Annotated in this window: 24 protein-coding genes and 1 pseudogene; 9 read left to right on the top strand and 16 right to left on the bottom strand. The window is 66.8% G+C overall.

The window, feature by feature from the left end; genetic code table 11:
* A partial coding sequence (locus ACLP9N_RS19415; RefSeq protein ID WP_442408936.1) for a GAF domain-containing protein occupies positions 1-1140 on the bottom strand: 1140 nt, incomplete at its 3' end.
* A gap of 463 nt (positions 1141-1603) precedes the next feature.
* Positions 1604-3040, bottom strand: coding sequence for a type I glutamate--ammonia ligase (gene glnA, locus ACLP9N_RS19420; protein WP_442408937.1), 1437 nt, complete (start codon positions 3038-3040; stop codon positions 1604-1606).
* Positions 3041-3236: 196 nt separating this feature from the next.
* On the opposite strand from glnA, the gene ACLP9N_RS19425 reads away from it, so the two are divergent.
* Positions 3237-3659: an RDD family protein gene (locus tag ACLP9N_RS19425; protein ID WP_442408938.1), complete on the top strand. Its 423-nt coding sequence runs from the start codon at positions 3237-3239 to the stop codon at positions 3657-3659.
* A gap of 58 nt (positions 3660-3717) precedes the next feature.
* Here ACLP9N_RS19425 and ACLP9N_RS19430 read toward each other — a convergent pair whose 3' ends face one another.
* From ACLP9N_RS19430 to ACLP9N_RS19450, 5 genes are all read right to left on the bottom strand, one after another.
* The gene (locus ACLP9N_RS19430) at positions 3718-4470 is read right to left on the bottom strand and encodes a DUF4191 domain-containing protein (RefSeq protein WP_442408939.1); all 753 of its coding nucleotides are present in this window, start codon (positions 4468-4470) and stop codon (positions 3718-3720) included.
* A gap of 27 nt (positions 4471-4497) precedes the next feature.
* On the bottom strand, positions 4498-5427 hold the full coding sequence (gene lipA, locus ACLP9N_RS19435; RefSeq protein WP_442408940.1) for a lipoyl synthase: 930 nt from the start codon (positions 5425-5427) through the stop codon (positions 4498-4500).
* 9 nt (positions 5428-5436) lie between these two features.
* Positions 5437-6141 carry a lipoyl(octanoyl) transferase LipB gene (gene lipB, locus ACLP9N_RS19440; protein WP_442408941.1) on the bottom strand — a complete coding sequence of 235 codons (705 nt, stop codon included), beginning with the start codon at positions 6139-6141 and terminating at the stop codon, positions 5437-5439.
* Between the two features lie 168 nt (positions 6142-6309).
* The gene (locus ACLP9N_RS19445; protein ID WP_442408942.1) at positions 6310-6675 is read right to left on the bottom strand and encodes an ester cyclase; all 366 of its coding nucleotides are present in this window, start codon (positions 6673-6675) and stop codon (positions 6310-6312) included.
* A 72-nt stretch (positions 6676-6747) separates the two neighbouring features.
* A complete protein-coding gene (locus ACLP9N_RS19450) occupies positions 6748-7392 on the bottom strand; it encodes an NADPH-dependent F420 reductase (protein WP_442408943.1) in 645 nt (214 codons plus the stop codon).
* Between the two features lie 111 nt (positions 7393-7503).
* On the opposite strand from ACLP9N_RS19450, the gene ACLP9N_RS19455 reads away from it, so the two are divergent.
* Entirely contained in the window at positions 7504-7827 is a 324-nt protein-coding gene (locus ACLP9N_RS19455) for a winged helix-turn-helix transcriptional regulator (protein ID WP_442408944.1), read from the top strand.
* A 158-nt stretch (positions 7828-7985) separates the two neighbouring features.
* Here the strand turns inward: ACLP9N_RS19455 and ACLP9N_RS19460 are convergent, their stop codons facing one another.
* The gene (locus tag ACLP9N_RS19460) at positions 7986-8897 is read right to left on the bottom strand and encodes a TIGR01777 family oxidoreductase (RefSeq protein WP_442408945.1); all 912 of its coding nucleotides are present in this window, start codon (positions 8895-8897) and stop codon (positions 7986-7988) included.
* Between the two features lie 4 nt (positions 8898-8901).
* Entirely contained in the window at positions 8902-10701 is a 1800-nt protein-coding gene (gene sucB, locus ACLP9N_RS19465) for a 2-oxoglutarate dehydrogenase, E2 component, dihydrolipoamide succinyltransferase (RefSeq protein ID WP_442408946.1), read from the bottom strand.
* 156 nt (positions 10702-10857) lie between these two features.
* Between sucB and ACLP9N_RS19470 the strand changes: the two genes are divergently transcribed.
* From ACLP9N_RS19470 to ACLP9N_RS19490, 5 genes and pseudogenes are all read left to right on the top strand, one after another.
* Positions 10858-12630, top strand: a complete 1773-nt coding sequence (locus tag ACLP9N_RS19470) for an SDR family oxidoreductase (RefSeq protein WP_442408947.1) — start codon at positions 10858-10860, stop codon at positions 12628-12630.
* A gap of 315 nt (positions 12631-12945) precedes the next feature.
* Positions 12946-13386 (top strand): annotated as a pseudogene (locus ACLP9N_RS19475) (AMP-binding protein); the annotation flags it as partial.
* Positions 13387-13437: 51 nt separating this feature from the next.
* Entirely contained in the window at positions 13438-13830 is a 393-nt protein-coding gene (locus ACLP9N_RS19480) for a hypothetical protein (protein WP_442408948.1), read from the top strand.
* A gap of 297 nt (positions 13831-14127) precedes the next feature.
* The gene (locus ACLP9N_RS19485; RefSeq protein ID WP_442408949.1) at positions 14128-14376 is read left to right on the top strand and encodes a hypothetical protein; all 249 of its coding nucleotides are present in this window, start codon (positions 14128-14130) and stop codon (positions 14374-14376) included.
* A gap of 31 nt (positions 14377-14407) precedes the next feature.
* A complete protein-coding gene (locus ACLP9N_RS19490) occupies positions 14408-15151 on the top strand; it encodes a hypothetical protein (RefSeq protein WP_442408950.1) in 744 nt (247 codons plus the stop codon).
* On the opposite strand, the gene ACLP9N_RS19495 is transcribed toward ACLP9N_RS19490, so the two are convergent.
* From ACLP9N_RS19495 to ACLP9N_RS19505, 3 genes are all read right to left on the bottom strand, one after another.
* Positions 15148-15519, bottom strand: coding sequence for an aminopeptidase (locus tag ACLP9N_RS19495; RefSeq protein ID WP_442408951.1), 372 nt, complete (start codon positions 15517-15519; stop codon positions 15148-15150). The genes ACLP9N_RS19490 and ACLP9N_RS19495 overlap by 4 nt on opposite strands.
* Before the next feature lie 112 nt (positions 15520-15631).
* Positions 15632-17182, bottom strand: a complete 1551-nt coding sequence (locus ACLP9N_RS19500; protein ID WP_442408952.1) for a leucyl aminopeptidase — start codon at positions 17180-17182, stop codon at positions 15632-15634.
* Between the two features lie 31 nt (positions 17183-17213).
* A complete protein-coding gene (locus tag ACLP9N_RS19505) occupies positions 17214-18326 on the bottom strand; it encodes an adenylate/guanylate cyclase domain-containing protein (protein ID WP_442408953.1) in 1113 nt (370 codons plus the stop codon).
* 44 nt (positions 18327-18370) lie between these two features.
* On the opposite strand from ACLP9N_RS19505, the gene gcvT reads away from it, so the two are divergent.
* Both gcvT and ACLP9N_RS19515 read left to right on the top strand, forming a co-directional pair.
* Positions 18371-19465, top strand: a complete 1095-nt coding sequence (gene gcvT, locus ACLP9N_RS19510; protein ID WP_442408954.1) for a glycine cleavage system aminomethyltransferase GcvT — start codon at positions 18371-18373, stop codon at positions 19463-19465.
* 56 nt (positions 19466-19521) lie between these two features.
* A complete protein-coding gene (locus ACLP9N_RS19515; protein WP_442408955.1) occupies positions 19522-20628 on the top strand; it encodes a branched-chain amino acid aminotransferase in 1107 nt (368 codons plus the stop codon).
* A 62-nt stretch (positions 20629-20690) separates the two neighbouring features.
* Here ACLP9N_RS19515 and ACLP9N_RS19520 read toward each other — a convergent pair whose 3' ends face one another.
* From ACLP9N_RS19520 to ACLP9N_RS19535, 4 genes are read right to left on the bottom strand one after another with little or no spacing between them, the layout of a single operon-like run.
* On the bottom strand, positions 20691-21434 hold the full coding sequence (locus tag ACLP9N_RS19520; RefSeq protein WP_442408956.1) for an adenosylcobinamide-GDP ribazoletransferase: 744 nt from the start codon (positions 21432-21434) through the stop codon (positions 20691-20693).
* Entirely contained in the window at positions 21431-22489 is a 1059-nt protein-coding gene (gene cobT / locus ACLP9N_RS19525) for a nicotinate-nucleotide--dimethylbenzimidazole phosphoribosyltransferase (RefSeq protein WP_442408989.1), read from the bottom strand. The genes ACLP9N_RS19520 and cobT overlap by 4 nt, the downstream gene beginning before the upstream one ends.
* The gene (locus ACLP9N_RS19530; RefSeq protein WP_442408957.1) at positions 22486-23031 is read right to left on the bottom strand and encodes a bifunctional adenosylcobinamide kinase/adenosylcobinamide-phosphate guanylyltransferase; all 546 of its coding nucleotides are present in this window, start codon (positions 23029-23031) and stop codon (positions 22486-22488) included. Before ACLP9N_RS19530 ends, cobT begins: the two co-directional genes overlap by 4 nt.
* Before the next feature lie 27 nt (positions 23032-23058).
* On the bottom strand, positions 23059-23706 hold the full coding sequence (locus tag ACLP9N_RS19535; protein ID WP_442408990.1) for a DUF3043 domain-containing protein: 648 nt from the start codon (positions 23704-23706) through the stop codon (positions 23059-23061).
* Positions 23707-23899 lie beyond the last annotated feature (193 nt).

The raw sequence follows: 23899 nt of genomic DNA on the forward strand, positions 1-23899 counted from the left end.
ATCCTCGGATGGCGCTGCGCCAATTGACCGGTATCGCCCGTCCGCATATGCAGCTGCGCCGTCTGTCTGGCAGAGCTCCAGCAGGTCACCGGAAGCCGACGTGAGTCCCTCAGCAATAGTCGGCGCGCTGTGCATCGCTGCCCTGAGCCGTGTCCGGATAGATTCGCGGCTGGCCGCATCGCTCAGTCTGGAGATCTGTTCAGCTGCAGAGACTTGGAGTTTCGCCTGCAGGACTACCAGTTCACACCACCTACGCCTCGAGCGCGAGAGCCATCGGGGGTTTTCAGATATGCACGAGACGAGCCTTGTCAGCCGGCCTCCGTCGGCCATGGAGAACGAAACACTCGCTGCTGTCTCCATATTGCGCATGTATTCGAGGTGGATAGGGGAAACGCTTCGCAGCGCAGCGCGGCTCAGGTCAAGACTTGTGCCGGCCATGCGCGGCGATGCGATCAAGGCGACGTCGCCCTCGTCGACGTCGGGAATGTAGCGCGACGCTTTGCGGGTGTAAATCTGGCGGGCTTGGGGCGGAATGTCGCTCGCCGGAAAATGATGCCCAAGGTACCGGACCAGTCCTGGAAGACGATCCTCAGCGACGATCTCTCCGTGCTCGTCTTCATGGAACCGGTAGACCATCGCGCGGTCGAATCCGGTCAGTGCGCGCATTGCGCTCACAACGGCCGCCTCAACTTCGGGCACGCTCGTCGCCTCGCCGATCGCCTGTGAGGCATACAGAACCGGGACGAGATCGGCTTGATCATCCACGTGCGCCCTCTCGATCTCGATGACGATCTGGCCGCCGACTTGATGCAGAATCGCATCGACCTTGCCGTCGAATGCAGCTGCCAGGCACATCCCATACAGATCGGGCGAGGAAGGCCTGTAGCCAGTCTGCTCGATCCCCTGCTCGAGCCGCTGCTGTTCATCGGGGGCGAAGATGCTCATCACCGGCGAATCGAAAAGCTGATCTGGTCGCGTCCCGATCAACTCAGGCGTGTTGGCGCTGGCGTACGTGATTCGGCGATCTTGCAGATCGGCGGCAATCAGCGCTCCATGGGTTTGAATTCGGCCGGACAGGTGCAGCTGCTCGCTCGCGCAATCAGCCAGAGCCTGCGCGTTCTGATGCGGTTGGGCAGTCATCAGATCGCTTTCGGCGAGGCATCCGGCGCGCTCAGAATGTCACGGATCAACGCATAAGCGGCCAACGCGCCCGCAATGACCCGGGCGGAGTCCGGGGGTGAACCGGGCCCGGGCCCGCGTTCACTTGCATGATCCACTCTCGGAGAATAGAGCGTCGTGTCTTACCGGCGGTGTAAAAGCAGCCCGACGTAGTTTTACCCGAAGATCTGGAAATTCTCGGCGAACTCAGAACCAGACCCCGAACCCTAGATCAACGCAACCGATTCGGCAGCCATCGCACAACGTCACCAAGGTGGCGGAACCTTCGTCGGTCGACATTAACACTGCATGCCGATGAGTCCACCCGCTCGGCAATCGGTACCGTGTTCGCGGAGCGGATGGACTCAGTCGGTGTTGCTGCGGACAGACTGCGGACGAAAGTCACCTAATCGGGACGTAAGTGCCGGTCAGCGGGTTAGCGGGCTTATACGTCGTAGTACAGCGCGAACTCGTAGGGATGCGGCCGGATGTTGACCGGTGCGATCTCGTTCTCGCGCTTGAAGCTGATCCACGTCTCGATCAGGTCAGGCGTGAACACGCCTCCCTCGGTGAGGTATTCGTGGTCTGCCTCGAGACGGTCGATGACGTCGGCCAGCTGGGTCGGGGCCTGCGGGATGTTGGCGGCCTCTTCCGGCGGCAGCTCGTAGAGGTCCTTGTCGACCGGCGACTGCGGCTCGATCTTGTTCTTGATGCCGTCCAGGCCCGCCATCAGCATGGCGGAGAACGCCAGGTACGGGTTGCCCGACGAGTCGGGGCAACGGAACTCCAGCCGCTTGGCCTTCGGGTTGCTGCCGGTGATCGGGATACGCACGCACGCGGAGCGGTTTCGCTGGCTGTAGACCAGGTTGATCGGGGCCTCGAAGCCAGGAACCAGGCGCTTGTAGGAGTTTGTCGTCGGGTTGGTGAAGGCCAGCAACGACGGCGCGTGGTGCAGCAGGCCGCCGATGTAGTGGCGGGCGGTGTCCGACAGACCGGCGTAGCCCGTCTCGTCGTACATCAGCGGGTTGCCGTCTTTCCACAGCGACTGGTGGGTGTGCATGCCGGACCCGTTGTCGCCGAACAGCGGCTTGGGCATGAACGTGACGGTCTTGCCGTTCTGCCACGCGGTGTTTTTGACGATGTACTTGTACAGCTGCATGTCGTCGGCCGCGTGTAGCAGGGTGTTGAACTTGTAGTTGATCTCGGCCTGCCCGCCAGTGCCGACCTCGTGGTGGCCCTTCTCCAGGCTGAAGCCGGCGTTGATCAGGTTGGTCAGCATCTCGCCACGAAGGTCGGCGTAGTGGTCGACCGGGGGGACCGGGAAGTACCCACCCTTGGGGCGGACCTTGTAGCCGAGGTTGCGGCTGCCGTCAAACTCGGTTGGCTCTCCGGTGTTCCACCACCCGGAGATCGCGTCGACCTCGTAGAAGGAGCCGTTGGTGCGCGAGTCGAAGCTCACCGAGTCGAAGATGTAGAACTCGGCTTCGGCGCCGAAGTACGCGGTGTCGGCGACACCGGTGCTGACCAGGTATTTCTCGGCCTTGCGTGCGATGTTGCGCGGGTCGCGCGAGTACGGCTCCAAGGTGAACGGATCGTGCACGAAGAAGTTGAGGTTCAGCGTCGTGGCGGTGCGGAACGGGTCGATGACCGCGGTCTCCGGGTCGGGGAGGAGCAGCATGTCGGACTCGTGAATCGACTGGAACCCGCGAATCGACGAGCCGTCGAATGCCAAGCCGTCGTCGAACACGCTCTGGTCGAAGAACGAAATCGGAATTGTGAAGTGCTGCATGATGCCGGGCAGGTCACAGAACCGGACGTCGACGAACTCAACGTTTTCGTCTTTGGCCAGTTTGAAGACGTCGTCGGGCGTCTTTTCCGTCACAGAAGGCTCCTTTGCTTGGTGATCCGCGGCAGACGCTATGAAGTTGTTGTTGCTCTTGGATCAACCCCATGTTGCGCCGACGTTACGTGACCACGCCGCCCGCAACGCAACCCGGGTAACCCCGGCCCTATTGTGAGGCCATGGCCTGCAAGATCGTAACCGGCTGTGCTATCAGCCGGGACCCGGGATTGCGTCGATGACGGCAGGATCGCAGCCAGGTTACCCCGGTGAAACGCTCGGTTTGCCGCGGAGCGGGCCGCGTTCGTTGGCCTCGATGGGGCGCCGGCTGGTGGCGCTGCTGATCGACTGGCTGATCTCCTACGGCCTGGCGCTGCTGGCCCTGGGTGTCGGCGCCATCTCGAAAGCGACGTTGTCGACCGCGATCCTGGTCATCTGGTTTTTGCTTGGTGTGGTGGCGGTGCGCCTGTTCGGGTTCACGCCGGGTCAGTTGTCCCTGGGTCTGCAGGTGGTGGTGATCGACGGCCGCGTGCCTGTCGGGCTTGGCCGGCTGGCGGTGCGGGGGCTGCTCATCGCGCTGGTCGTCCCGGCGTTGTTCGTCGATGCGGACGGGCGCGGGCTGCAGGATCGGGTGACCGGGACCGCGGTGGTGCGGCGCTAAACCTCGATGGTGGCGACCCGCTTCGCCCGGCTGCGCCGCGCTCGCGATCGCCACGGCGCTACCGGCGGCGCACCGTGCGCTGCACGCCACGCATCTTGCCGGCGTTGGGCAGCGGCCCCTTCGGCATGACACTGGCACCGGTCCGCGAGCCCAGCGCGGCCAACCGCGACTCCAGCGCGTCCATTTGTTTGGCGGAGATGTTGGCCGGCAGGCGGGTGAGGTGACGCTCGAGCTTGGCCAGCGGAACCTCGCCTTCGCCATTGCCGACGATGATGTCGTAGATCGGAATGTCGCCGACCAATCGCGCGGTGCGCTTTTTCTCCTGCGCCAGCAGCGGTTTAACCCGGGCCGCGGATCCCTCGGCGACGAAGATGACGCCGGGGCGGCCGATCACCCGATGCACCGCGTCGAAGTTACCGGTGGCGGCCACACCCGGGCTCACCCGCCACTTGCCGCGCAAATTGTCCAGCGCCCAGGCCGCCGCGCCGGTTTGGCCCTCGGCTTGGCGGTAGATGCTCTTCTGAGCGCGCCGGGTGAAGATGATGAAGGCCACCAGCGCGCCCAGCACCACGCCCAGCGGGATCATGGTGATCATGGTGAACCCGCCGGCCCACACACCGACCGCCACCGAGACTCCCACGATCAGCACGAAGGCGGCGATCATGTACGGCAGCAGGCGCTTGTCCTGCTTGCGCTGCAAGTTAAACGCCTGCCACAGCTGAGCGCGCCGCTGCCGGGCGGCCGCCTTGCCGGCGGCCTTTGCCTGGGCCCTGGCGGCCTTGTTCTCAGCGGTGTTTCGCGGTTTAGCCATAGTCACCAAGGATACGGTCAGCGCCGGTTAGAGCGATGCCGAGGAGGCGCGCGCCTGCTCGTAGAGCCGGCGCGCCCGGTACGACGACCGCACCAGCGGCCCGGCCAACACCCCCGAGAAACCCAGCCCTTCGGCGTGCTGCGCGTGCTCGACGAACTCCTCGGGCGCTACCCAGCGCTCGACCGGGTGATGGCGGGTCGACGGGCGCAGATATTGGGTGATGGTGACGATGGCGCAGCCGGCATCGCGCAGGTCGGCCAGAGCCGTCCGCACCTCGTCGGGGGTTTCGCCCAGGCCGAGGATCAGGTTGCTCTTGGTGACCAGACCGAAGTCGCGCGCGGCGGTGAGCACGTCGAGGCTGCGCCGGTAGGCGAAGGCGGGCCGAATCCTTTTGAAGACGCGGGGCACGGTTTCGACGTTGTGCGCCAACACCTCCGGGCGGGATTCGAAAACCTCGGCAAGCCGGGCGGGCTCACCGTTGAAGTCGGGAATCAACAGCTCCACACCGGTCGACGGGTTGAGCTCCTTGATGGCGCGCACGGTCGTGGCGTAGAGCCATGCCCCGCCGTCGGGCAGGTCGTCACGGGCCACGCCGGTGACGGTGGCGTAGCGCAGCCCCATCGTTCGCACGCTCTCGGCGACCCGCCGGGGTTCGTCGCGGTCCAGGGCGGCCGGCTTTCCGGTGTCGATCTGGCAGAAGTCGCAGCGGCGGGTGCACTGGTCGCCGCCGATCAGGAAGGTGGCTTCGCGGTCCTCCCAGCATTCGAAGATGTTGGGGCAGCCCGCCTCTTCGCAGACGGTGTGCAGGCCTTCGCGACGGACCAGGCTCTTGAGTTCGGTGTACTCCGGTCCCATCCGGGCCCGCGTCTTGATCCACGGCGGCTTGCGCTCGATCGGGGTCTGCGCGTTGCGCGCTTCGAGGCGCAACAGCCGCCGGCCTTCCGGAGCTACGGTCACCCTGCCAGTTTAAGCCGATGCTACGCGGGCGGCGGTGGGCGCGGCGGTATGCGCGGCCACCACCAACACGCCGTCCAGGGCGTTGCAGACGGCGTCGGCGACCGCCGACCGGACCTCGTCAACGGCAACCGTGCGTCCGAGTTCGGCCGACAACGACGTGACCCCGGCGTCGCGGATGCCGCACGGCACGATGCCGGCGAACGCGCCCAGATCGCAATCGCAGTTGAGCGCAAACCCGTGCAGGGTCGTCGCACGCGCCACCCGAACCCCGATGGCGGCCACCTTGCGTTCGGGCCGCCCGGCGCCGGCCGGCACCCACACCCCGGACCGACCGTCGACCCGGATCGTGTCCAGGCCCAGGTCGGCGCATACCCTGATCAGCGATTCTTCAAGGCGCCGAACGTAATTGATCACATCGAGCGGTTCGGCCAGTCCGATGATCGGGTAGCCGACCAGCTGCCCGGGACCGTGCCAGGTGATCTTGCCGCCGCGGTCGGTGTCCACCACTGGAGTACCGTCCGTTGGCCGTTCGTGCGGCTCGGTGCGCCGTCCCGCGGTGTAGACCGGCGGGTGCTCCAGCAGCAGCAGCGTGTCGGCGCCGCCGGCCACTCGGGCGTCGGCGAGATCGCGCTGCAGCTGCCAGGCGGCGAGGTAGTCGAGCGTCCCCAGCTGGCGGACGTCGATCGCGCCCAGGTTCGAGCGGATGGAGCTCATTGTCGCGAGGTTACTCAGGTGGTCCCGGGCGCGGCTTCGCGCGTCGGCATTGGTCGCCTCAGGACGTGAAATCTGTAAGGTCCCATGGCCCTCAGCGACCTCCGGCTGGCGCGTGGCTCGCGGGGGACCGGCCCACACCGGTGGTGGCGTCACCCGCCGAGAAACCCGTCACCACCGGACGGTGCGGCCAGTGAGCTCCTGTATCGGAGTCACCGTTGCCCAGCGCTCGACGATCTTGCCATTGGCCAGCCGCCACAGTACGAACCCGTGGAATTCCACACGCTTACCGGTGTGCGCGTCGGTGCCGGTCCAGACGTTGCGCACCATCACCTTGTCACCTTCGGCGAGCGATTCGACGACCTCGACGTGGAGGTCGCGGATCGACTCGTGCAGGGCCGCCATCATCATGCGGTCACCCTCGCGGTCGCTCGGCCTTCCCCCCGGACCGTCGTGGTCGTAGAAGTCGACGGACATATTCCGGTCGATCGCGCCCAGGTCCTTGTTGTTCACGAACTCGTCAAAATGGTCAATCACCAACCGACGGTTCCGTTCGAGTTCCGACGCCCCGACCCCTGAAGACACGTTAAACCCCCTTATCTGTCGGAATCACTCGTCAGCTGTGTCCCGGAGCAGGGCGAAGGCGAAATTCGTGCCGAACCCGCGCCGCAGCGCAAGGTGAATCCAGAGCAGGCCGTAGGGCTCCAGCAGCCGGGCCACGGTCAGGTCTCCGGCATCGACTGTTTCGAAGCCCAGTTCTGCGACCAGCGCGGTGGCGACGTCCTTGGCGCCGTCGTCACCGCATAAGAACATCACTGGTGTGCCCGGCAACCGGGGATGGTTCATCAGCGGTGTGCCAATCTGGTTCATCGCCTTGCACACCCGGGCGCCGGGTGCCCACCGGGCGACGTGCTCGGCACCGGAGGTGGTGTGCCCGACAGTCAGCCCGGTCAGGTCGGGTGTTAGCGGATTGGTGCAATCCATGAGGACCGTGCCGGACAGGTCGCCGCATGCCTGGACGGCTTCTTGGGTGTTCTCCCACGGCGTGCACAACACCACGACGTCGCTGCCGTTGGCGGCGGCGTCATTGGTGACCACCGGTGAGCCGAGGTCGCCATATTTGGGATTGTCGGGGTTGCGCACGCCGTAGGTGACGTCGTGCCCGGCACTCCACGCGCTCCCCAGCGCGCTGCCAACATTGCCGGCTCCGATTATTGCGATCTTGATTCTCGGCTCCCTTGCGATGGTTTCCACCCGGCGGGATACTGCTGCTCGCAGACCGCGTCGACCTTAGGCGAGGCTATGGCCGGGCGAGGACGCAGACAAGAACGCACCTTGAGGTGCGTTACTGACCGGGAGGTTAGTGTGGACAACGACTTCGGCTGTCCGGTGGAAGCCACGCTTGCGGTGATCGGCGGCAAATGGAAAGCCGTGCTGATCTTCCACATGATGAACGGCGGTACCCATCGATTCGCCGAACTCCGGCGTAAGACAACGGGAATCAGCGAACGCGTGCTGTCTCGGCAATTGCGTGAGTTGGAGGCCGACGGAATTTTGCGTCGGGAGGTGTTTCCGGAAGTGCCGCCCCGCGTTGAATATTCGCTGACCGAATACGGTATGTCATTGCGGCCGGTCACCAAGGCTATGTGCGAGTGGGGGAAGCGGCATATCGCGGCGGGCGCCGCCTGACCCCGGGCGGTGGCCGCCTGATCGTGGGAAGCGGGAATTGCCCGGCATCGACGCGCCGGTTGAGGCCTTCGGGTGGACTCGGGCCGGCTGACGCCTCCGGCCGCTGACCGGCGTGGCCCCCCGCAAGCGGGCGTGCGCCCAGCTGGGCGGCAAAGCGTCTAGTCGTGGTCGCGTCGCGCGGTGGCGTAGCCCAGCGCCTCGCCGATGGTGTTGTGGTGGAACTGGAAACCGGCGCGCTCCAGCGCGGCCGGGATCGCGCGCTGGCCGGTGAGCAGCGCCTCGTCCGCAAACTCACCGAGCGCGGCGCGCACGGCGAAGCCGGGCATCGCCAGCGCGGTGGGGCGGTTGACCGCACGACCGAATGCGGTGGTGAATTCGGCGTTGGTGACGGGAGCGGGCCCGGTCAGGTTCACCGGACCGGACAGCGCGGGTTGCGAGATGGCAAACAGCAGCGCCCGCACCTCGTCTTCGAGGCTGATCCACGACATGTACTGGCGGCCGCTGCCCAGCCGGGCGCCCAGACCCACCGAAAACAGTGGCCGCATCGGGCGCAGTGCACCACCGCCCGGGGCCACCACCAAGCCCGTGCGGACCAACACGACACGGGTCCCGGCATATTGGGCCGGCAGCGTGGCGGCTTCCCAATCCACGCACAGCTGGGCCAGGAAACCCTTTCCCGCCGAGGCGGTTTCGTCGACGACGCGGGCCCTGGTGTCGCCGTAGTAGCCCACTGCGCTGGCATTGATCAGGATTTCGACGCCGGCGTCGGCGACTGCGGCCGACAACACTTCCGTGGGTGTGATGCGGCTGTCGCGCAGACTCTGCTTGAAGGCGCCCGACCACCTCCGCTGGCCGACATTGACGCCGCACAGGTTGACGACGGCGTCGACCTCGGCCAGTGCGTCGGCGTCGAACGCGCCACTCGCGGGATTCCAGTGCAGTTCTTCGGAATTCGCCGGTATCCGGCGAACGATGCGCAGCACCGGGTGGTCGGCGGCTCGTAGCGCCGCTGCCAAAGCCGAACCGATCAGACCGGAAGAACCCGCTATTGCGACTACGGCTTTGGCCACCCCGTCACAGCCCCAGATCGGCCTCGAAAGCTCCGTCTTCGAGCCGGTGCTTGATGGTGGTGAGGAAGCGCCCGGCATCGGCGCCGTCGATCAGCCGATGGTCATAGGTCAGCGGCAGATAGCAAATCGAGCGGATCCCGACCGACTCGTTGCCGAAGGCGTCGACGACCACCCGCGGGCGTTTGACGATAGCGCCGGTGCCAAGCATGGCGGCCTGTGGCGGAACCAGGATCGGGGTGTCGAACAGCGCTCCCTGGCTGCCGATGTTGGTGATGGTGAAAGTGCCGCCGGACAACTCGTCGGGTTTCAGGTTGCCCGACCGCGCCCGGTTGGCGATGTCGGAGATCGCCCTGGCCAGCCCGCCCAGCGACAGGTCACCGGCGTTGTGGATGACGGGGGAGAGCAGTCCCTGCTCGGTGTCGACGGCGAAGCCGAGGTGCTCGGCGTCGTAGTAGGTGATCTCTTTGGTGTCCTCGTTGTAGCTGGCGTTGATGTTCGGGTGGATCTTGAGGGCGTCGATCACGGCCCGGGCGATGAACGGCAGGAAGGTCAGGTTCACGCCCTCGCGCTCGGCGAAGGCCGCCTTGGCCGCGGCCCGCAGCGCCACGATCTTGGTCATGTCGACCTCGTGGGTTTGCGTGAGTTGCGCCGTGGCCTGCAGTGATTCGCGGGTCTTGTTGGCGGTGATCTGACGGATCCGGCTGGCCTTCTGCGTGGTGCCCCGCAGGTGAGCCAGCGCGGGTGCGGGCGCGCCTGCCTTACTAGCTGGATCGGTGGCCTTGGCGACCGCGGGAGCCGGCGCGGCAGGTGTCGGCTCCTGCTTGGGTTGCTTCTTCCGCTCCGCTGCGGCCAGCACGTCCTGCTTGCGGATCCGGCCACCGACACCGGTGCCGGTGATCTCGGCGAGGTCGATGCTGTTCTCGTTGGCCAGTTTTCGCACCAGGGGAGTCACGTACGGCGCGCCGTCGGTTCCGGCATCCCTTCCGGCTTCAGAAGCCGGCCGAGGCGGTACGGGTTCGGCCTTGGGCGCAGGCGCCGACAGAGCGGCCGGTTCGGGTGCCGCCGCGGCCTCGGGCTTGGGTTTGGGTTCCGGCTTGGGCGGCGCGGGAGCCGGGGCGGGCTCGGGAGCGGACGGGGCGCCGGCGTCGGACGCCGCACCGATCCGTGCCAGCTCGCCGCCGACCGGGACGGTGGCGTCCTCGTCCGCGGTGATGCTGAGCAGGACGCCGGCCACCGGCGACGGGATCTCGGTGTCCACCTTGTCGGTGGACACCTCCACCAGAGGGTCGTCGACCTGAACCGGATCTCCGACCTTCTTGAGCCAGCGGGTCACCGTGCCCTCGGTGACCGACTCGCCAAGCTCGGGCATCAGCACCGGCGTCGCGGTGCCCCCAGCGGAAGCCGGCTGGGCGGCCGCTGCCGGCTCGGGTTCGGGCTCGGGTTCCGATTGGGCCGGCGCTGCGGGTTCCGGCTGCGCCTCAGCTTCGGGTTGGGCCTCAGGTTCGAGCGCTGCCGCCGGCGCCTCGGGCGCGGCCGGCGCCGCGGGTGCCTCTGCGCCGCCGTCCGACGCGTCGCCGATGACGGCGAGGTCACCGCCAACCTCGACGGTGTCGTCCTCCTGGGCGATGATCTTGGTCAGCACACCCGCGGCCGGCGAGGGGATTTCGGTGTCGACCTTGTCGGTCGACACCTCGACGAGGGGCTCGTCGAGTTCGACCGTGTCGCCTTCCTGCTTGAGCCACCGGGTGACCGTGCCCTCGGTGACGCTCTCACCGAGTGCCGGCATCTGGACTGAGAAGGCCATCGTTTGACTCCTCGATCGGTCGTCGGTCGGCTCAAACCGACATCTGGCTTACCACACCGTGTGGTACCGCGGGTGGAACCAACTAGATGTCGTAACTATCCTGTCATGCGGCTTCGGTGACACACATCCAGGTCGAAGCGGGTCCAGGGAGGTCGGATGTCGGAAATGCAACAGACACCCCAGTTCGTCGACAGCGCGGACGGTGTCCGCATCGCGGTCTACGAAGACGGCAACCCCGAGGGTCCGCCCGTCGTCCTGGTGCACGGTTTCCCCGATTCACACGTGTTGTGGGACGGCGTCGTTCCGCTGCTGGCCGAGCGGTTCCGGATCATCCGGTATGACAACCGCGGTGTCGGACTGTCGTCGGTGCCCAAGCCTGTTTCGGCCTACACCATGGCCCGCTTCGCCGACGACTTCGCCGCGGTCACCGGCGAGCTGAGCCCCGGGCGGCCGGTGCACGTGCTGGCCCACGATTGGGGTTCGGTGGGCATGTGGGAGTACCTCACCCGGCCCGGTGCCAGTGATCGGGTCGCGTCGTTCACGTCGGTGTCCGGACCGAGCCAGGACATTCTGGTCGACTACATCTTCAGGGGTCTGCGTCAGCCCTGGCGCCCGCGACGATTCGCGCGGTCGATCAGCCAGACGTTGCGGTTCAGCTATATGGCGCTGTTCTCGATACCGCTGCTGGCGCCGCTGTTCCTTCGGTTGACGTTGTCGATCCCAGCGTTGCGGCGCAACGCGGTCGACAACATCCCCGTCGATCAGATTCATCACTCCGACAACTTGGCCAAAGATGCCGCCCGCTCGATAAAGACCTACCCCGCCAACTACTTTCGGGCACTCAGTTCTCGCCCCCGCGAGCACGTCTTCGACGTGCCGGTGCAGCTGATCGTCAACACCCAAGACAAGTATGTGCGCCCCTACGGGTACGACGAGGCCGCGCGGTGGGTGCCGCGGCTGTGGCGCCGCGACATCAGAGCCGGTCACTTTTCACCGATGTCGCACCCGCAGGTGATGGCGGCGGCGGTGCGCGAGTTCGCCGACCTGGCCGACGGCAAACCGCCGAGCCGCGCCCTGCTGCGCGCGCAGGTAGGTCGCCCGCGCGAGGCCTTCGGCGACACCCTGGTGTCGGTCACCGGCGCCGGCAGCGGGATCGGCCGCGAGACCGCGTTCGCCTTCGCGCGCGAGGGCGCCGAGGTGGTGGTCAGCGATATCGACGAGGCGGCCGTCAAGGACACCGCGGCGCAGATCGCCGCGCGCGGCGGTGTCGCGTACCCCTACGTGCTCGACGTATCCGACGCCGACGCGGTCGAGTCATTCGCCGAGCGGGTCAGCGCCGAACACGGCGTGCCCGACATCGTCGTCAACAACGCCGGCATCGGGCAGGCGGGGCGGTTCCTGGACACCCCGCGCGAGCAGTTCGATCGCGTGCTGGAGATCAATCTCGGTGGCGTGGTCAACGGTTGTCGGGCGTTCGGGCGGCGGCTGGTGGAGCGTGGCACCGGCGGCCACATCGTCAACGTGTCGTCGATGGCCGCCTACGCCCCGCTGCAGTCGTTGAGCGCTTATTGCACATCCAAGGCCGCGACTTTTATGTTCTCTGATTGCCTGCGCGCCGAACTCGACGCCGCCGGGGTCGGGCTGACCACGATCTGTCCTGGTGTCATCAACACCAACATCATCAACACCACCCGGTTCGACGCACCGCTCGGGAAGGACGACGAGCACGTCTCGGACCGGCGGGGGCAGATCGACAAGATGTTCGCGTTGCGCCGCTACGGGCCGGACAAGGTTGCCAACGCGATCCTGTCTTCGGTGAAGAAGAACAAGCCGATCCGCCCGGTGGCGCCGGAAGCCTATGCGCTGTACGGCATTTCGCGTGTGCTGCCGCAGGCGCTGCGCAGCACCGCGCGCGGCCGGGTTATCTAGCGGGCGGCGCTTCGCGGCGTATGCGGGCTATCAATATCCGGTTCTCTGGATTTTTCAGCAATCAATTTGATGCCCACTAGCGGGAATATCGCGACAATATCCAATTTATTGGTCGTTGCGTCCAATTAGTTGGACGTAACAAAAAGTACATCGAATTTCTGCTTTTTGACCACCATGCAAAATTCGACTTATTATGCATTACCCCCACGTGTTTAGGGCCATGTTGTACCGATGTTGTATATATCGTGGTCCGAATCGAACTATTAAGGTGGCCGCAGTGATAGCACTCCCCTCGCCAGGCGCGGCACGGTCCACATGACAGGTTGTGATGGGCACGAAGCGCGTGTGAAGTCCTGTATCCCGGCTATGCTGCGCGATCGTGCCCGGCTGCAGCCCGATGACACGGCGTTCACATTTGTTGACTACGAGCAGGATTGGGAAGGAGTTTCCGAAAGCCTGACATGGTCTCAGCTTTATCGGCGAGTGCTCAGCGTTGCACAGGCGCTCAGCGTCCGTGGGTCGACCGGTGACCGGGCGGTGATACTGGCACCACACGGGCCGGAATACGTCGCCGCGTTCCTGGGGGCACTGCAGGCCGGACTTGTCGCGGTTCCGCTTTCGCTTCCGCTGGGCGGGTCCAGCGATGAGCTGGTTCTTGCGGTGCTGCGCGACACGTCGCCCGCTGTCATTCTCACGACGTCTTCCGTGGTCGGCAGCAGCTACGGGATCCCATGGTCGCCGGCCGTGCGGATTGTCAACCCCTAGAGCAGGATCGAGTGCTCGCCGCAGACGGCCGGTGAGATCTGGGTGCACGGCGACAACGTCGCGATGGGCTATTGGCAGAAGCATCACGAGAGCGAGCGGACCTTCCGTGCCAGGCTTCTCGCTCCGTCGCCCGGAACTCCCGAAGGACCGTGGCTGAGAACCGGTGATCTGGGCTTCTTCTCCGACGCTGAGCTGTTCATCATGGGCAGAATCAGGGATCTGTTGATCGTGGACGGACCCAATCGTTATCCCGGCAAGGTGCCGATATCCGCCCCTTCTCGTCACACCGACAAACTGGTCGCGATCGGCGATCAACGTCGCGACGTCTCCCGCGAAGACCCCACGGATCCGAGGGGCAGGTTCAGCGATTTTTTGCCTTCCCGGGCGACGCCTCCAAAAAACGGCGAATCGATTCCTTACAAAATGTTTGGCTGACCGACGCCGAGCAATTTATTGGGCGTGCGCTGAATAACGAGGAGGATGGCCGGTCCGATTGAATGGAATCTGAGGCCGCAATGCAGATGCAGTTCACAGATTTAGCGATAGTCGTACTTTTAGTGTCAAAGTGTCCGAGAAATCGGATACGGTGCACGAATGTACCCCGACGACACTCGCAAAGACCTCGCTACGGTCTTCTCGTACTTGGCGGGGCGCTCCCTCAGCAGGGAAGAGATCTGGACCGCGATGGAGTTGCCGCGGTCGACGTATTAAGACCAGCTGGACAAGGGAACGTTGGTCACCGCCGACAACTTGTGTACCGCGGCGGGCAACCTGCGTATCAACCGTGCCGAGCTGTTGACTCGGTATCGGTTCATCGACCCCGAGGAGATCGCCTCGCTGGCCGACGAGATTCGGGGACATTCCCATCGGGCGCATCCGGTCCATCCAACAACCGTGTTGACCGACGCGGCGGTGAAGACCGTCCGGAAACGACCAACGATCGCCGACTTGCGCCCCCGGCCCGACGCGCCGCCGCTGTAGCTGGCCCGAGAGATCTTGCCGAGGTGTAGCTGTGGCCCTTACCGCTCTCATCATCATCATCACCCTGGCATCCATTTCGTGGAGCCTGTGGATACGGCGCCTCACCTGGCATTGCCGGTGGGAAGTGGCCGCCACGCTCAACTTCGCGTTACAAGGATGCGCCGTCGCGCTGATGTCGCCGATGGCCTCCGACACCATCGGGGTTGCTCTGCATCGTCTCACCGGCGAGTGGAACCTGCAGAGCTACCTCGGGCACGACTGTTACATCGTCGCGGCCTCGGCGATCGTCTACAACGCACTTGGCCGCCTTGGTGACGACAACACCATGCAGGCGTCGTTCAAGCAGTATGTGGAGCGGCCGGCGACTCTGTGTATTCCGTTGCTGCTGGCCGCTTTCTCGCTCAGTTGCGGCAGCCGCACCTATGCGCGCGACTTCTTCGACCTGCGCACCGACTTCTGGCTGACCGTGTACTGGGTGCTGCTCTGTGCAACCCTCATTTATCTGCTGCTGTTGGGCTCACGCGCACTGCTGATCCTGCGAAAAGATCCACGATCGAGGCGCGTGGCCAGTGTCTATCTGTTCGCGACGGCCTCCGGGATCGCGACGTGCGTGGTGCGGGCCATCACCGCGCTGGTTCCGCCGTTCCAGGGGCCGGTCGGCGCGGCCCTGGTGTGGCTGTTCGCGTGTCTGTGTGGCGTCGTTTTCGCGTTCAGCTCAACGCACTCGTGGCGGCAGAGGGTCCGCTGGTTCCAGCGGCCAGCGCTGCGCGGCTAGCCGGTCCCGGACAGGCCGCCACCAGTGGCGGCTCGCGGGCGCCGGGCCTGCAGCTCCGGGAGTGCGGCGCCGACGACAACGATTAGCCCGACGACTGCCAGCGGTATCGACCACGAACGTCGGCTCGACAACGACGACTGGCACTCGGAGACGTAGTCGGTGTGCGGGACCAACTGGCCGACGATCGGGATGTTTGCTCCGGTCTTGTCGTTTGCGCTGCGGGCACTTTGCAGATTGGAAGCGATCGCGTTGCCGCACCCAATTGACCCACCGTTGCCATCCGGTACAGACACCGGAATCAACAGCCCGATCACTCCCGCCAGCAGAAGCACCGCGCCTACCACCATGATCAACCGTCGTACACTCACAGCTCGCGCCTTTCAGAAAGATTGCGGACCGTGCATGGTTAGCCGATTTGTACCGCGGCTAAACGCGTGGTCGGCGGCGAGGCCGTGGGCCCAGCCCTTTGCTAGCCCTTCGCTAACCATTTTCAGAGATATCGGCCAGGACCGCGAACATGGTGCGGGTCGGCACCCCGGTGGCCCCCTTGGGCGTGTAGCCCCACGCGCTGCCGGTGTTGTAGGCGGGACCCGCCACGTCGATGTGCGCCCAGGCCACGCCGTCCGCGACGAATTCGCGCAGGAAGACCCCCGCCACCAGCATGCCGGCAAAGCGCTGGTTGCTGACGTTGGCCAGGTCGGCGACGGTGGACTTCAGGTCGTCCTTGAGCTCGTCAGGCAGCGGCATCGGCCAACCGTTCTCGCCGATCCGTTGCGAGATTTCGGCGACCCGGTCGCGGAACTCGTCGCTGCCCATCACCCCGGGTATGCGGGCGCCCAGCGCCACCGTCTGCGCACCGGTCAGCGTGGACGTCTCGATCAGGTAGTCCGGATTGTCCTCGCACGCCCGGACGATGGCGTCGGCCAGGATGAGCCGGCCCTCGGCGTCGGTGTTGAGCACCTCGACCGTGGTTCCGCCGTACTGCGTCAGGACGTCGCCCGGCCGCTGCGCCGTGGCCGACGGCATGTTCTCGGCCATCGGCACGGTAGCGATCACGTCGATCGGCAGTTCCAGCCTCGCGGCCAGCACCACCGTTGCGATGACCGCTGCCGCTCCGCCCATGTCCGAGGTCATGTAGTGCATCGACGCCGCCGGCTTGATCGAGATGCCGCCGGTGTCGAAGGTGACGCCCTTGCCGACCAGGGCCACTTTCTTGGCCCGCTTCGGGTTCTTGGCTAGCTTCGAGCCTCGATGGATCAATCGCACCAGCCGCGGCGGCCGCGACGAGCCCTGGCCGACACCGATCACCCCGCCGTAGCCGGCCTTCTTCAGGGCCTTATCGTCGAGCACCTCTACCTCGAGACCCGCCGATTCACCCAAAGCCTTTGCACGCTTTGCGAATTCGGCGGGAAACAGGTGACTCGGGGGAGTGTTGACCAGGTCGCGGGCGGTGGTCACCGCGGTCGCGACGGCCGCACCGTGCGCGCTCGGTTTCTTGGCGTCTTTGCTGCTCGCCAACACCGTAATCTTGCGCAGCCCATCGTCTTTCGGCGCCGTCTTACCGCTCCGGAAGGCATCGAACCGGTAGCTGCCCAAGATCAGCCCCTCAACCGCGGCCGAGCAGAGGTCGTCGCCGGGCAACTCGCTCAGCGTGGTGATCGCCGCCTCGGCACTGCCAAGCGACCGGGCGGCCACGCCGGCGGCACGACGGATGATGTCCGCCGGCCACTCCGACCGCGGTTTGCCCAGGCCGACCGTCAACACGCTGCTCACCGGCAGCGACGACACCACGAGCCGGTGCACCTGTTCACTGCCGCCCGTCGCGGCCAGCGCCCGCAGGCCGGCCTCGATTTCGGCGACCGCATCGGCGGTCAGGAACGGCTCGGCGGCGGCAACGACTGCGCCCGGCCGGTCGTCCTCACCGGTCGAGACGACCGGCACGATCAATACCGATGAACCCGCGGCGCGCTTCGGCAGCGACGTGGCGACGTTTACAGCAGGGACCTGGTAGCCCGATTCGGTGGTGGTCACGGGCATTCACCCTAGTCACCGGGGCTCGGGGCTAGGTCGGCAGCGTCCCGGTGTGCAGATCGAAGGCGGTCACCGGGACGTCAAACCCCTTGAGCGTCAACGGGCCTTGGGCGACCGCCGGCCAGTCGGGCAACTCGTCGTGCAGCTCTGAGGTGGCCAAAATCTGTCCCGGTGCGGCCGCCGCCACGAGTCGGGCGGCCAAGTTGACCGGGTTCCCGAAGTAGTCCCCGTTGATGGCCAGGACCGTGCCGTAAGCGAGACCGGCGCGGACCTGCAGTCCTTCCTGGCGCGCCTTGGGGTGGTCGACGAGATCAACCGCCGCCTGCACGAGCCGCGCGGGCGACGCGCTCACCCACATCACCTCGTCGCCGATGAACTTCACCACCCGGCCGCCGTCGGCATGAACCACGTCGGAGACGGCGCCGGCGAACTGGTTGAGCAGCTCGGACAACTCCGCGGGCGTCAACGCCTGGGTCAGCGCCGTGAAGCTGGACAGGTCGGCAAAACCAATGCCGCACACCACGGCCGCCGACGTGTCGCGGAGGACACCCTCGAAGTGCGTTCGGGCGCTGATCAGATGGTGGCGGTGCACGGTGTCGATCAGGGTCCCGAGCCGGGGGATCAACTCGGCGACGGCACGGTAGGCCTGCGCGGTGGCGAGCTCGTCGTGGGTGTGGGCCATCTGAATGTCCGGCGTCCCGGCGCGGATCATTGTCGACTCGGCCTCCGCGAGCCGGGCCATCGCGGCGCCGAGCACTCGCAGCAGACCGTAGGCGCCGCTCTCGCCCACCGCCGTCTTGAGCGCCAGCCAGGTCGCCAGGGCGTCGACGTCGGCCTGGCTCAGCGCAGGAATATCGGGACAGGCGACGGTCAAGCCGAGCAAGGCCCATGCCCGCGCGACATCCTCGGCTGCGATCCCGAGTTCCTCGGCCGCGGTCTGCAACGTGTATGTCGGGCGCCCTGACCACGACAGGACGTCCCCGGCGAGCCCGAACAGCCGGCCGCGCCGTTCGGCTTCGACCATCTCCTCGACGGTGAAGCCAAGTCCGTCCAGGTACTTGATCAGGTCGGCCCGGCCGCGCGGATCGGCGATCCCGGCCGCCTCCAGCGCTTGGAAGTCGGGGAAGTCCTGGGAATCGGACACCTGCCCAAGTCTGCCAGCAGCGCCGCGGATTAGGGTGGGACGCCGTGACTGAACTACTGGACGGGCCATTGGAAGAGCGCCATCGCGAGTTGGGCGCCAGCTTCGCCGAGTTCAGCGGCTGGCTGATGCCCGTGTCGTATGCCGGCACCGTCAGTGAGCACAATGCCACCCGCAACGCCGTCGGCCTGTTCGACGTCAGCCACCTCGGCAAGGCGTTGGTCCGCGGTCCGGGCGCGGCGCAGTTCGTCAACTCGGCGCTTACCAACGACTTGGGTCGCATCGGGCCGGGCAAGGCGCAATACACACTGTGCTGCACCGAATCCGGCGGCGTCATCGACGACCTGATCGCCTACTACGTCGACGACGACGAGATCTTTTTGGTGCCTAACGCCGCCAACACCGCCGCGGTGGTCGACGCGCTGCAGGCCGCCGCACCGGCTGGTCTGACGATTACCAATCTGCACCGCTCGTACGCGGTGCTGGCGGTGCAGGGGCCCAGGTCGACCGACGTGCTGAGCGCGCTGGGGCTGCCCACCGCCATGGATTACATGGGCTATGCCGACGCCTCGTATTCCCTTGTGCCGGTGCGTGTTTGCCGCACCGGGTACACCGGCGAGCACGGCTATGAACTGCTGCCGCCCTGGGAGTCCGCGGCTGTGGTGTTCGACGCGCTGGTGACGGCGGTCGCCGACGCGGGCGGCGAGCCGGCGGGTCTGGGCGCCCGCGACACGCTGCGCACCGAGATGGGCTACCCGCTGCACGGGCACGAACTCTCCCTCGACATCTCGCCGCTGCAGGCCCGATGCGGCTGGGCGATCGGCTGGAAGAAGGACGCGTTCTTCGGCCGCGACGCGCTGCTGGCCGAGAAGGAGGCCGGACCGCGGCGGCTGTTGCGGGGGCTGCGCATGGTCGGCCGGGGCGTCTTGCGGCCGGGGCTGGCCGTGCGCGCGGGGGAAACCGAGGTCGGAGTCACCACGTCGGGAACGTTCTCCCCGACGTTGCAGGTCGGCATCGGGCTGGCACTGGTCGACACCGACGCCGGCATCGAGGACGGCCAGCACATCACCGTCGACGTGCGCGGCCGCGCGGTCGAGTGTGAAGTGGTGCGTCCGCCCTTCGTCGATGTGAAGACCCGATAGCGGACGAGCATTCGCGTGGCAAAAACCCATTCGCGCGCGGATATACAATCGGCGCCATGACCAGCGGCTCACTCGAGTTCACGGTTACGCGCGCGTCAAACCGGGCGACGGACGCCGAACGTGAATCCATTCTGGCCGAGCCGGGCTTCGGCAAATACCACACCGACCACATGGTGTCCATCGACTACGACGAGGGCAAGGGTTGGCACGACGCGCGGGTTACCGCTTACGGCCCGATACAGCTGGATCCGTCGGCGATCGTGTTGCACTACGCGCAAGAGGTGTTCGAAGGGCTCAAGGCGTACCGCTGGGCGGAAGGGTCGATCGTGTCGTTCCGCGCCGAGGCCAATGCCGCCAGGCTGCGCTCGTCGGCGCGGCGCCTCGCCATCCCTGAACTGCCCGACGAGCTTTTCATCGAATCGCTGTGTCAGCTCATCGCTGTCGACAACGCCTGGGTGCCCGCCGCCGGTGGGGAAGAAGCCCTGTACCTGCGGCCGTTCATCTTCGCCACCGAACCGGGACTGGGGGTACGCCCGTCCAAGCAGTACCGGTATCTGCTGATCGCGTCGCCGGCCGGCGCGTATTTCAAGGGTGGCATCAATCCCGTCAACGTGTGGGTGTCGACGGAGTATGTGCGGGCCTGCCCGGGCGGCACCGGTGCGGCCAAGTTCGGCGGCAACTACGCGGCGTCGCTGCTGGCTCAGGCCCAGGCCGCCGAGAACGGGTGCGACCAAGTGGTGTGGCTGGACGCCGTCGAGCGGCGCTATGTCGAAGAGATGGGCGGGATGAACCTGTTCTTCGTGCTCGGCAGCGGCGGATCGGCCCGCCTGGTCACCCCGGAGCTGTCCGGCTCGCTGCTGCCCGGCATTACGCGGGATTCGTTGCTGCAGTTGGCCATTGACGCGGGCTTCGCTGTCGAGGAACGCAAGATCGATATCGACGAGTGGCAGAAAAAAGCCGCCGCCGGTGAAATCACCGAGGTGTTCGCCTGCGGCACCGCCGCCGTCATCACCCCGGTCGCGTGCGTGAAGTACGGCGACACCGAATTCACCGTCGCCGACGGCCAACCGGGCGAAGTGACGATGGCGCTGCGCGACACCCTGACCGGGATCCAGCGCGGCACCTTCGCCGACACGCACGGCTGGATGGGCCGCCTGGGCTAGGCGGCGCGAGCAGTCGCAAAAGCCCCTTCGCGCCCGGCGTGTCGGGGCTTTTGTGTCTCGGCCTAGAACCGCGCCAACCCCGCGAGCGCTCCTAATGTCAGGGCGCTCACCGTCGTGGTCAGTTCGATCGCGGCGCCCAGCACGTCGCCGGTGATGCCGCCGAACCGGCGCAGACAATGCGCGACCAGGACCGCAGCACAGCACACCGCCACCAGCACCGCGACCGGCCCCTGCCACAACCGCGGACCGGCCAGCACTGAAACGCCCAGCAGCACCGCCAGCCAGGCCGCCACCACCGGCAAGGGCTGTGTGCCGGCGACCCGGGCCCCCAGGACGCTGCCCTCGGCCGCCGGCACGGATCGGCGACACGCCAGCACCGCAGCCACCCGGCCGGCAAACACGGCAGTGACAATGCCCGACGCACTGAGCACCGAAAATGCCAGCCCCTGCAGCAGGATCACCAGCGCGACGGCCGCCACGCCGAACGGCCCGGTGGACCCGTCGCGCATCACCGCCAGTGCTCGCTGCGGTGGCCCGTAACAGCCCAGCCCGTCGGCCGTATCGGCCACACCGTCGATGTGCAGGCCGCGCGTGCCGAGCAGCAGGGCTGCCACTGCGAGCAGTCCGGGCAGCGGGCTGGACGGGCCGAAGGCCAGCGCGCCGGCCCACGAGACGGCCGCGGCCAGAGCGCCCAGCGCGACGCCAACCACCGGCAGCGCGGTCATGGCGCCACGGCCCATGGCAGCGCCCCCGGGAACGGGCATGACCGTCGCGAAGGCGAAAGCCGTTGCCAGCGAACGTATCACGGTGAGTCAGTCGGGGACCGGGTGGATACACCGGCCTCGGTGAAGGTAGCCATCAATGACAGCGCGGCCACCGCGGCGCGCAGCAGCGGCAGCGCCACCGTGGCGCCGGTACCCTCACCCAGCCCCATCCGCAGGTCAACAATCGGGTCTAAGCCCAGCTCTGCCAGGGCCAGGGCATGTCCGGGTTCGGTGGATTTGTGCCCGGCCTGCCACCACTGCCGCGCGCCGGGCGCCAGCCGCTCGGCGACCAGCGCGGCGGCGGTAACCGCCATGCCGTCGAGTATCAGCGGGGTGCGCCGCACCGCAGCCTGCGCACAGAAGCCCGCCATTGCGGCCAAATCCGCGCCGCCGCCGCAGCGCAGCAAACCGACCGGGTCGGGCAACACCAACCGCGTTCGGAACAGGGCGTCGCGCACCGCGGCCGTCTTGCGGGCCCAGCCGGCGTCGTCGATCCCGGTCCCGAAGCCGACGACGGCGACGGGCTCGGCGCTCGTCATCGCCGCGACCAAAACCGCCGCCGGCGTGGTGTTTCCGATCCCGATGTCGCCGGCGATGAGCAGGTCGGCGCCGGCGTCGACCTCCTCGTCGGCGATCTGCTGCCCGGCCGCGATCGCAGCGGTGGTCTCGTCGTCGGTCAGCGCGTCCGCCACGGCGATGTCCCCGCTGCCGCGCCGCACCTTGTGGACGCCGATCTGCTGTGACAGCGGGTCGGCATCCACGGCCAGATCCGCGACACGCACCGTCGCGCCGGCGATGCCGGCCAGCGCGTTGATCGCCGCTCCGCCGGCGTCGATGTTGGCGACCATCTGGGCGGTCACCTCCGGCGGGTACGCCGACACCCCGGCGCGGGCGACACCGTGGTCGCCGGCGAACACCACCACCCGGGCGCGCTCGAACTGCCGCGGCGGGCACTGGCCCTGGCACGACGACACCCAGACCGAGAGGTCCTCGAGGCGGCCCAGCGCGCCGCGCGGCTTGGTCAGCGTGTCCTGGCGGGCGCGGGCGGCTGCGGCGGTGCCCGCATCGGGCGGCGGCACTGGCGCGAATTCCATCAGATTCCCGACGGCTTGATCGGAACGGCCTGCCCGGCCACCACCAGCACCACCCGGTCGCACACCGCCGCGATCCTCTGGTTGAGGGTGCCCAGTTCGTCGGCGAACCGGCGGCCGGAGCCGGTAGCCGGCACCACGGTCAACCCGACCTCCGGGCTCACCAGCACCAGCGTCGATGCAAACGCGCCGACCGCGGCGAGCACGTCTTCGATCTCGGCTCGGACGGCAACCGGCACCGATCTGCCGTCCCAGCCGTGATGGCGGTCCAGCGTGCCGGTCAGCCAGACACCGAGATCGTCGACGAGCGTCGGGGTACGCGACTCCCGCAATTGGGTTGCGATTCCATCGGTTTCGACGGTGGACCAATGCGCGGGCCGACGATCGCGGTGTTCGGCGACCCGGTGCGCCCACGCCGCGTCTGCAGAGCCGGCCGGCCCCGGGGCCAGGTATCGCACCGGCTGATCGGGTGCCAGTGACGTAGCAATGGCTTCCTCCGCCCACCGGGATTTACCCGACCTGATCCCGCCGAGCACCAGGGTGCGCACCGGGGTCAGACGGCTTTCGGGCGATTCTTAACGAGCACTGCCGCCGCGCTCGACCTGGGGTCGGGGCGCGCGCATCCGGCGCATTTGCGAAGCCCGTCCCGCGGCGTACATGCCTAGCTTCCAATGGCTTTCGGTGTTGGTCGGAAACTTCGCATCGACCATCTTGCCAACCTTGCGGCCCAAGATGACCGCGTCGACACCCATCACGGCCATCAGACCCACCATGACGGGAGACATGTACAGCTGCAGCTGAGGCACACCCAGCGAGATGAATAGCAAAGCCAGCGCCGAGGGCATGAACAAGCCGAGCAGATTGCGGCGGGAGTCCACCACGTCGCGGACGTAACGGCGGATCGGCCCCTGGTCGCGCGGCAGCAGGTAGGCCTCTTCGCCGGCCATCATCCGTTCCCGGCGATCAGTCATCTTGGCCCGGTTGCTAACCCGTTGGGCCCTGCGCTCCTCGCGGCTCAGCTTGGGGCCGGCCAGTGACTTGCGCCGGGCGCGCGCCTCGGAGGCGGTCCTGGGCGCGGGCGCGATCGGGCCCTTTCTCGTGCCACGCCGGGCCGCTTCGTCGCGCTTGGGCGTGGGCCGGCCCTTGGGGTCGGTCTTGCGTGACCCGCGCGGTGCCGCCCCCGAATCGGCGTCTAAGTCGTCGGGTGTCGCCAATCCCGCCAATTCAGCGGCGCCTTCTTCATGGCCCTTTTTGCGGCCCAGCAGCTTCACAGTCGCCAGGTTACTGTGCGGATCACCCGGCGCGGAAAGGTCCCGTAAGGGCGCCCCGACTGTGCATGCGCCAGTGTGTCCCTTGGCCCTACGCTTACGGTTGATGAACGGCTACCTGTGATGGACGACGGCTCGATGGCCTCGG

This window comes from Mycobacterium sp. (genome assembly GCF_052144515.1).
GTDB lineage: Bacteria > Actinomycetota > Actinomycetes > Mycobacteriales > Mycobacteriaceae > Mycobacterium.

Coding starts and splice junctions, on each gene's coding strand:
- ACLP9N_RS19425 (WP_442408938.1), top strand. CDS start 3,237: ATGACGGCAGGATCGCAGCCAGGTTACCCCGGTGAAACGCTCGGTTTG.
- ACLP9N_RS19430 (WP_442408939.1), bottom strand. CDS start 4,470: ATGGCTAAACCGCGAAACACCGCTGAGAACAAGGCCGCCAGGGCCCAG.
- lipB (WP_442408941.1), bottom strand. CDS start 6,141: ATGAGCTCCATCCGCTCGAACCTGGGCGCGATCGACGTCCGCCAGCTG.
- sucB (WP_442408946.1), bottom strand. CDS start 10,701: ATGGCCTTCTCAGTCCAGATGCCGGCACTCGGTGAGAGCGTCACCGAG.
- ACLP9N_RS19470 (WP_442408947.1), top strand. CDS start 10,858: ATGTCGGAAATGCAACAGACACCCCAGTTCGTCGACAGCGCGGACGGT.
- ACLP9N_RS19515 (WP_442408955.1), top strand. CDS start 19,522: ATGACCAGCGGCTCACTCGAGTTCACGGTTACGCGCGCGTCAAACCGG.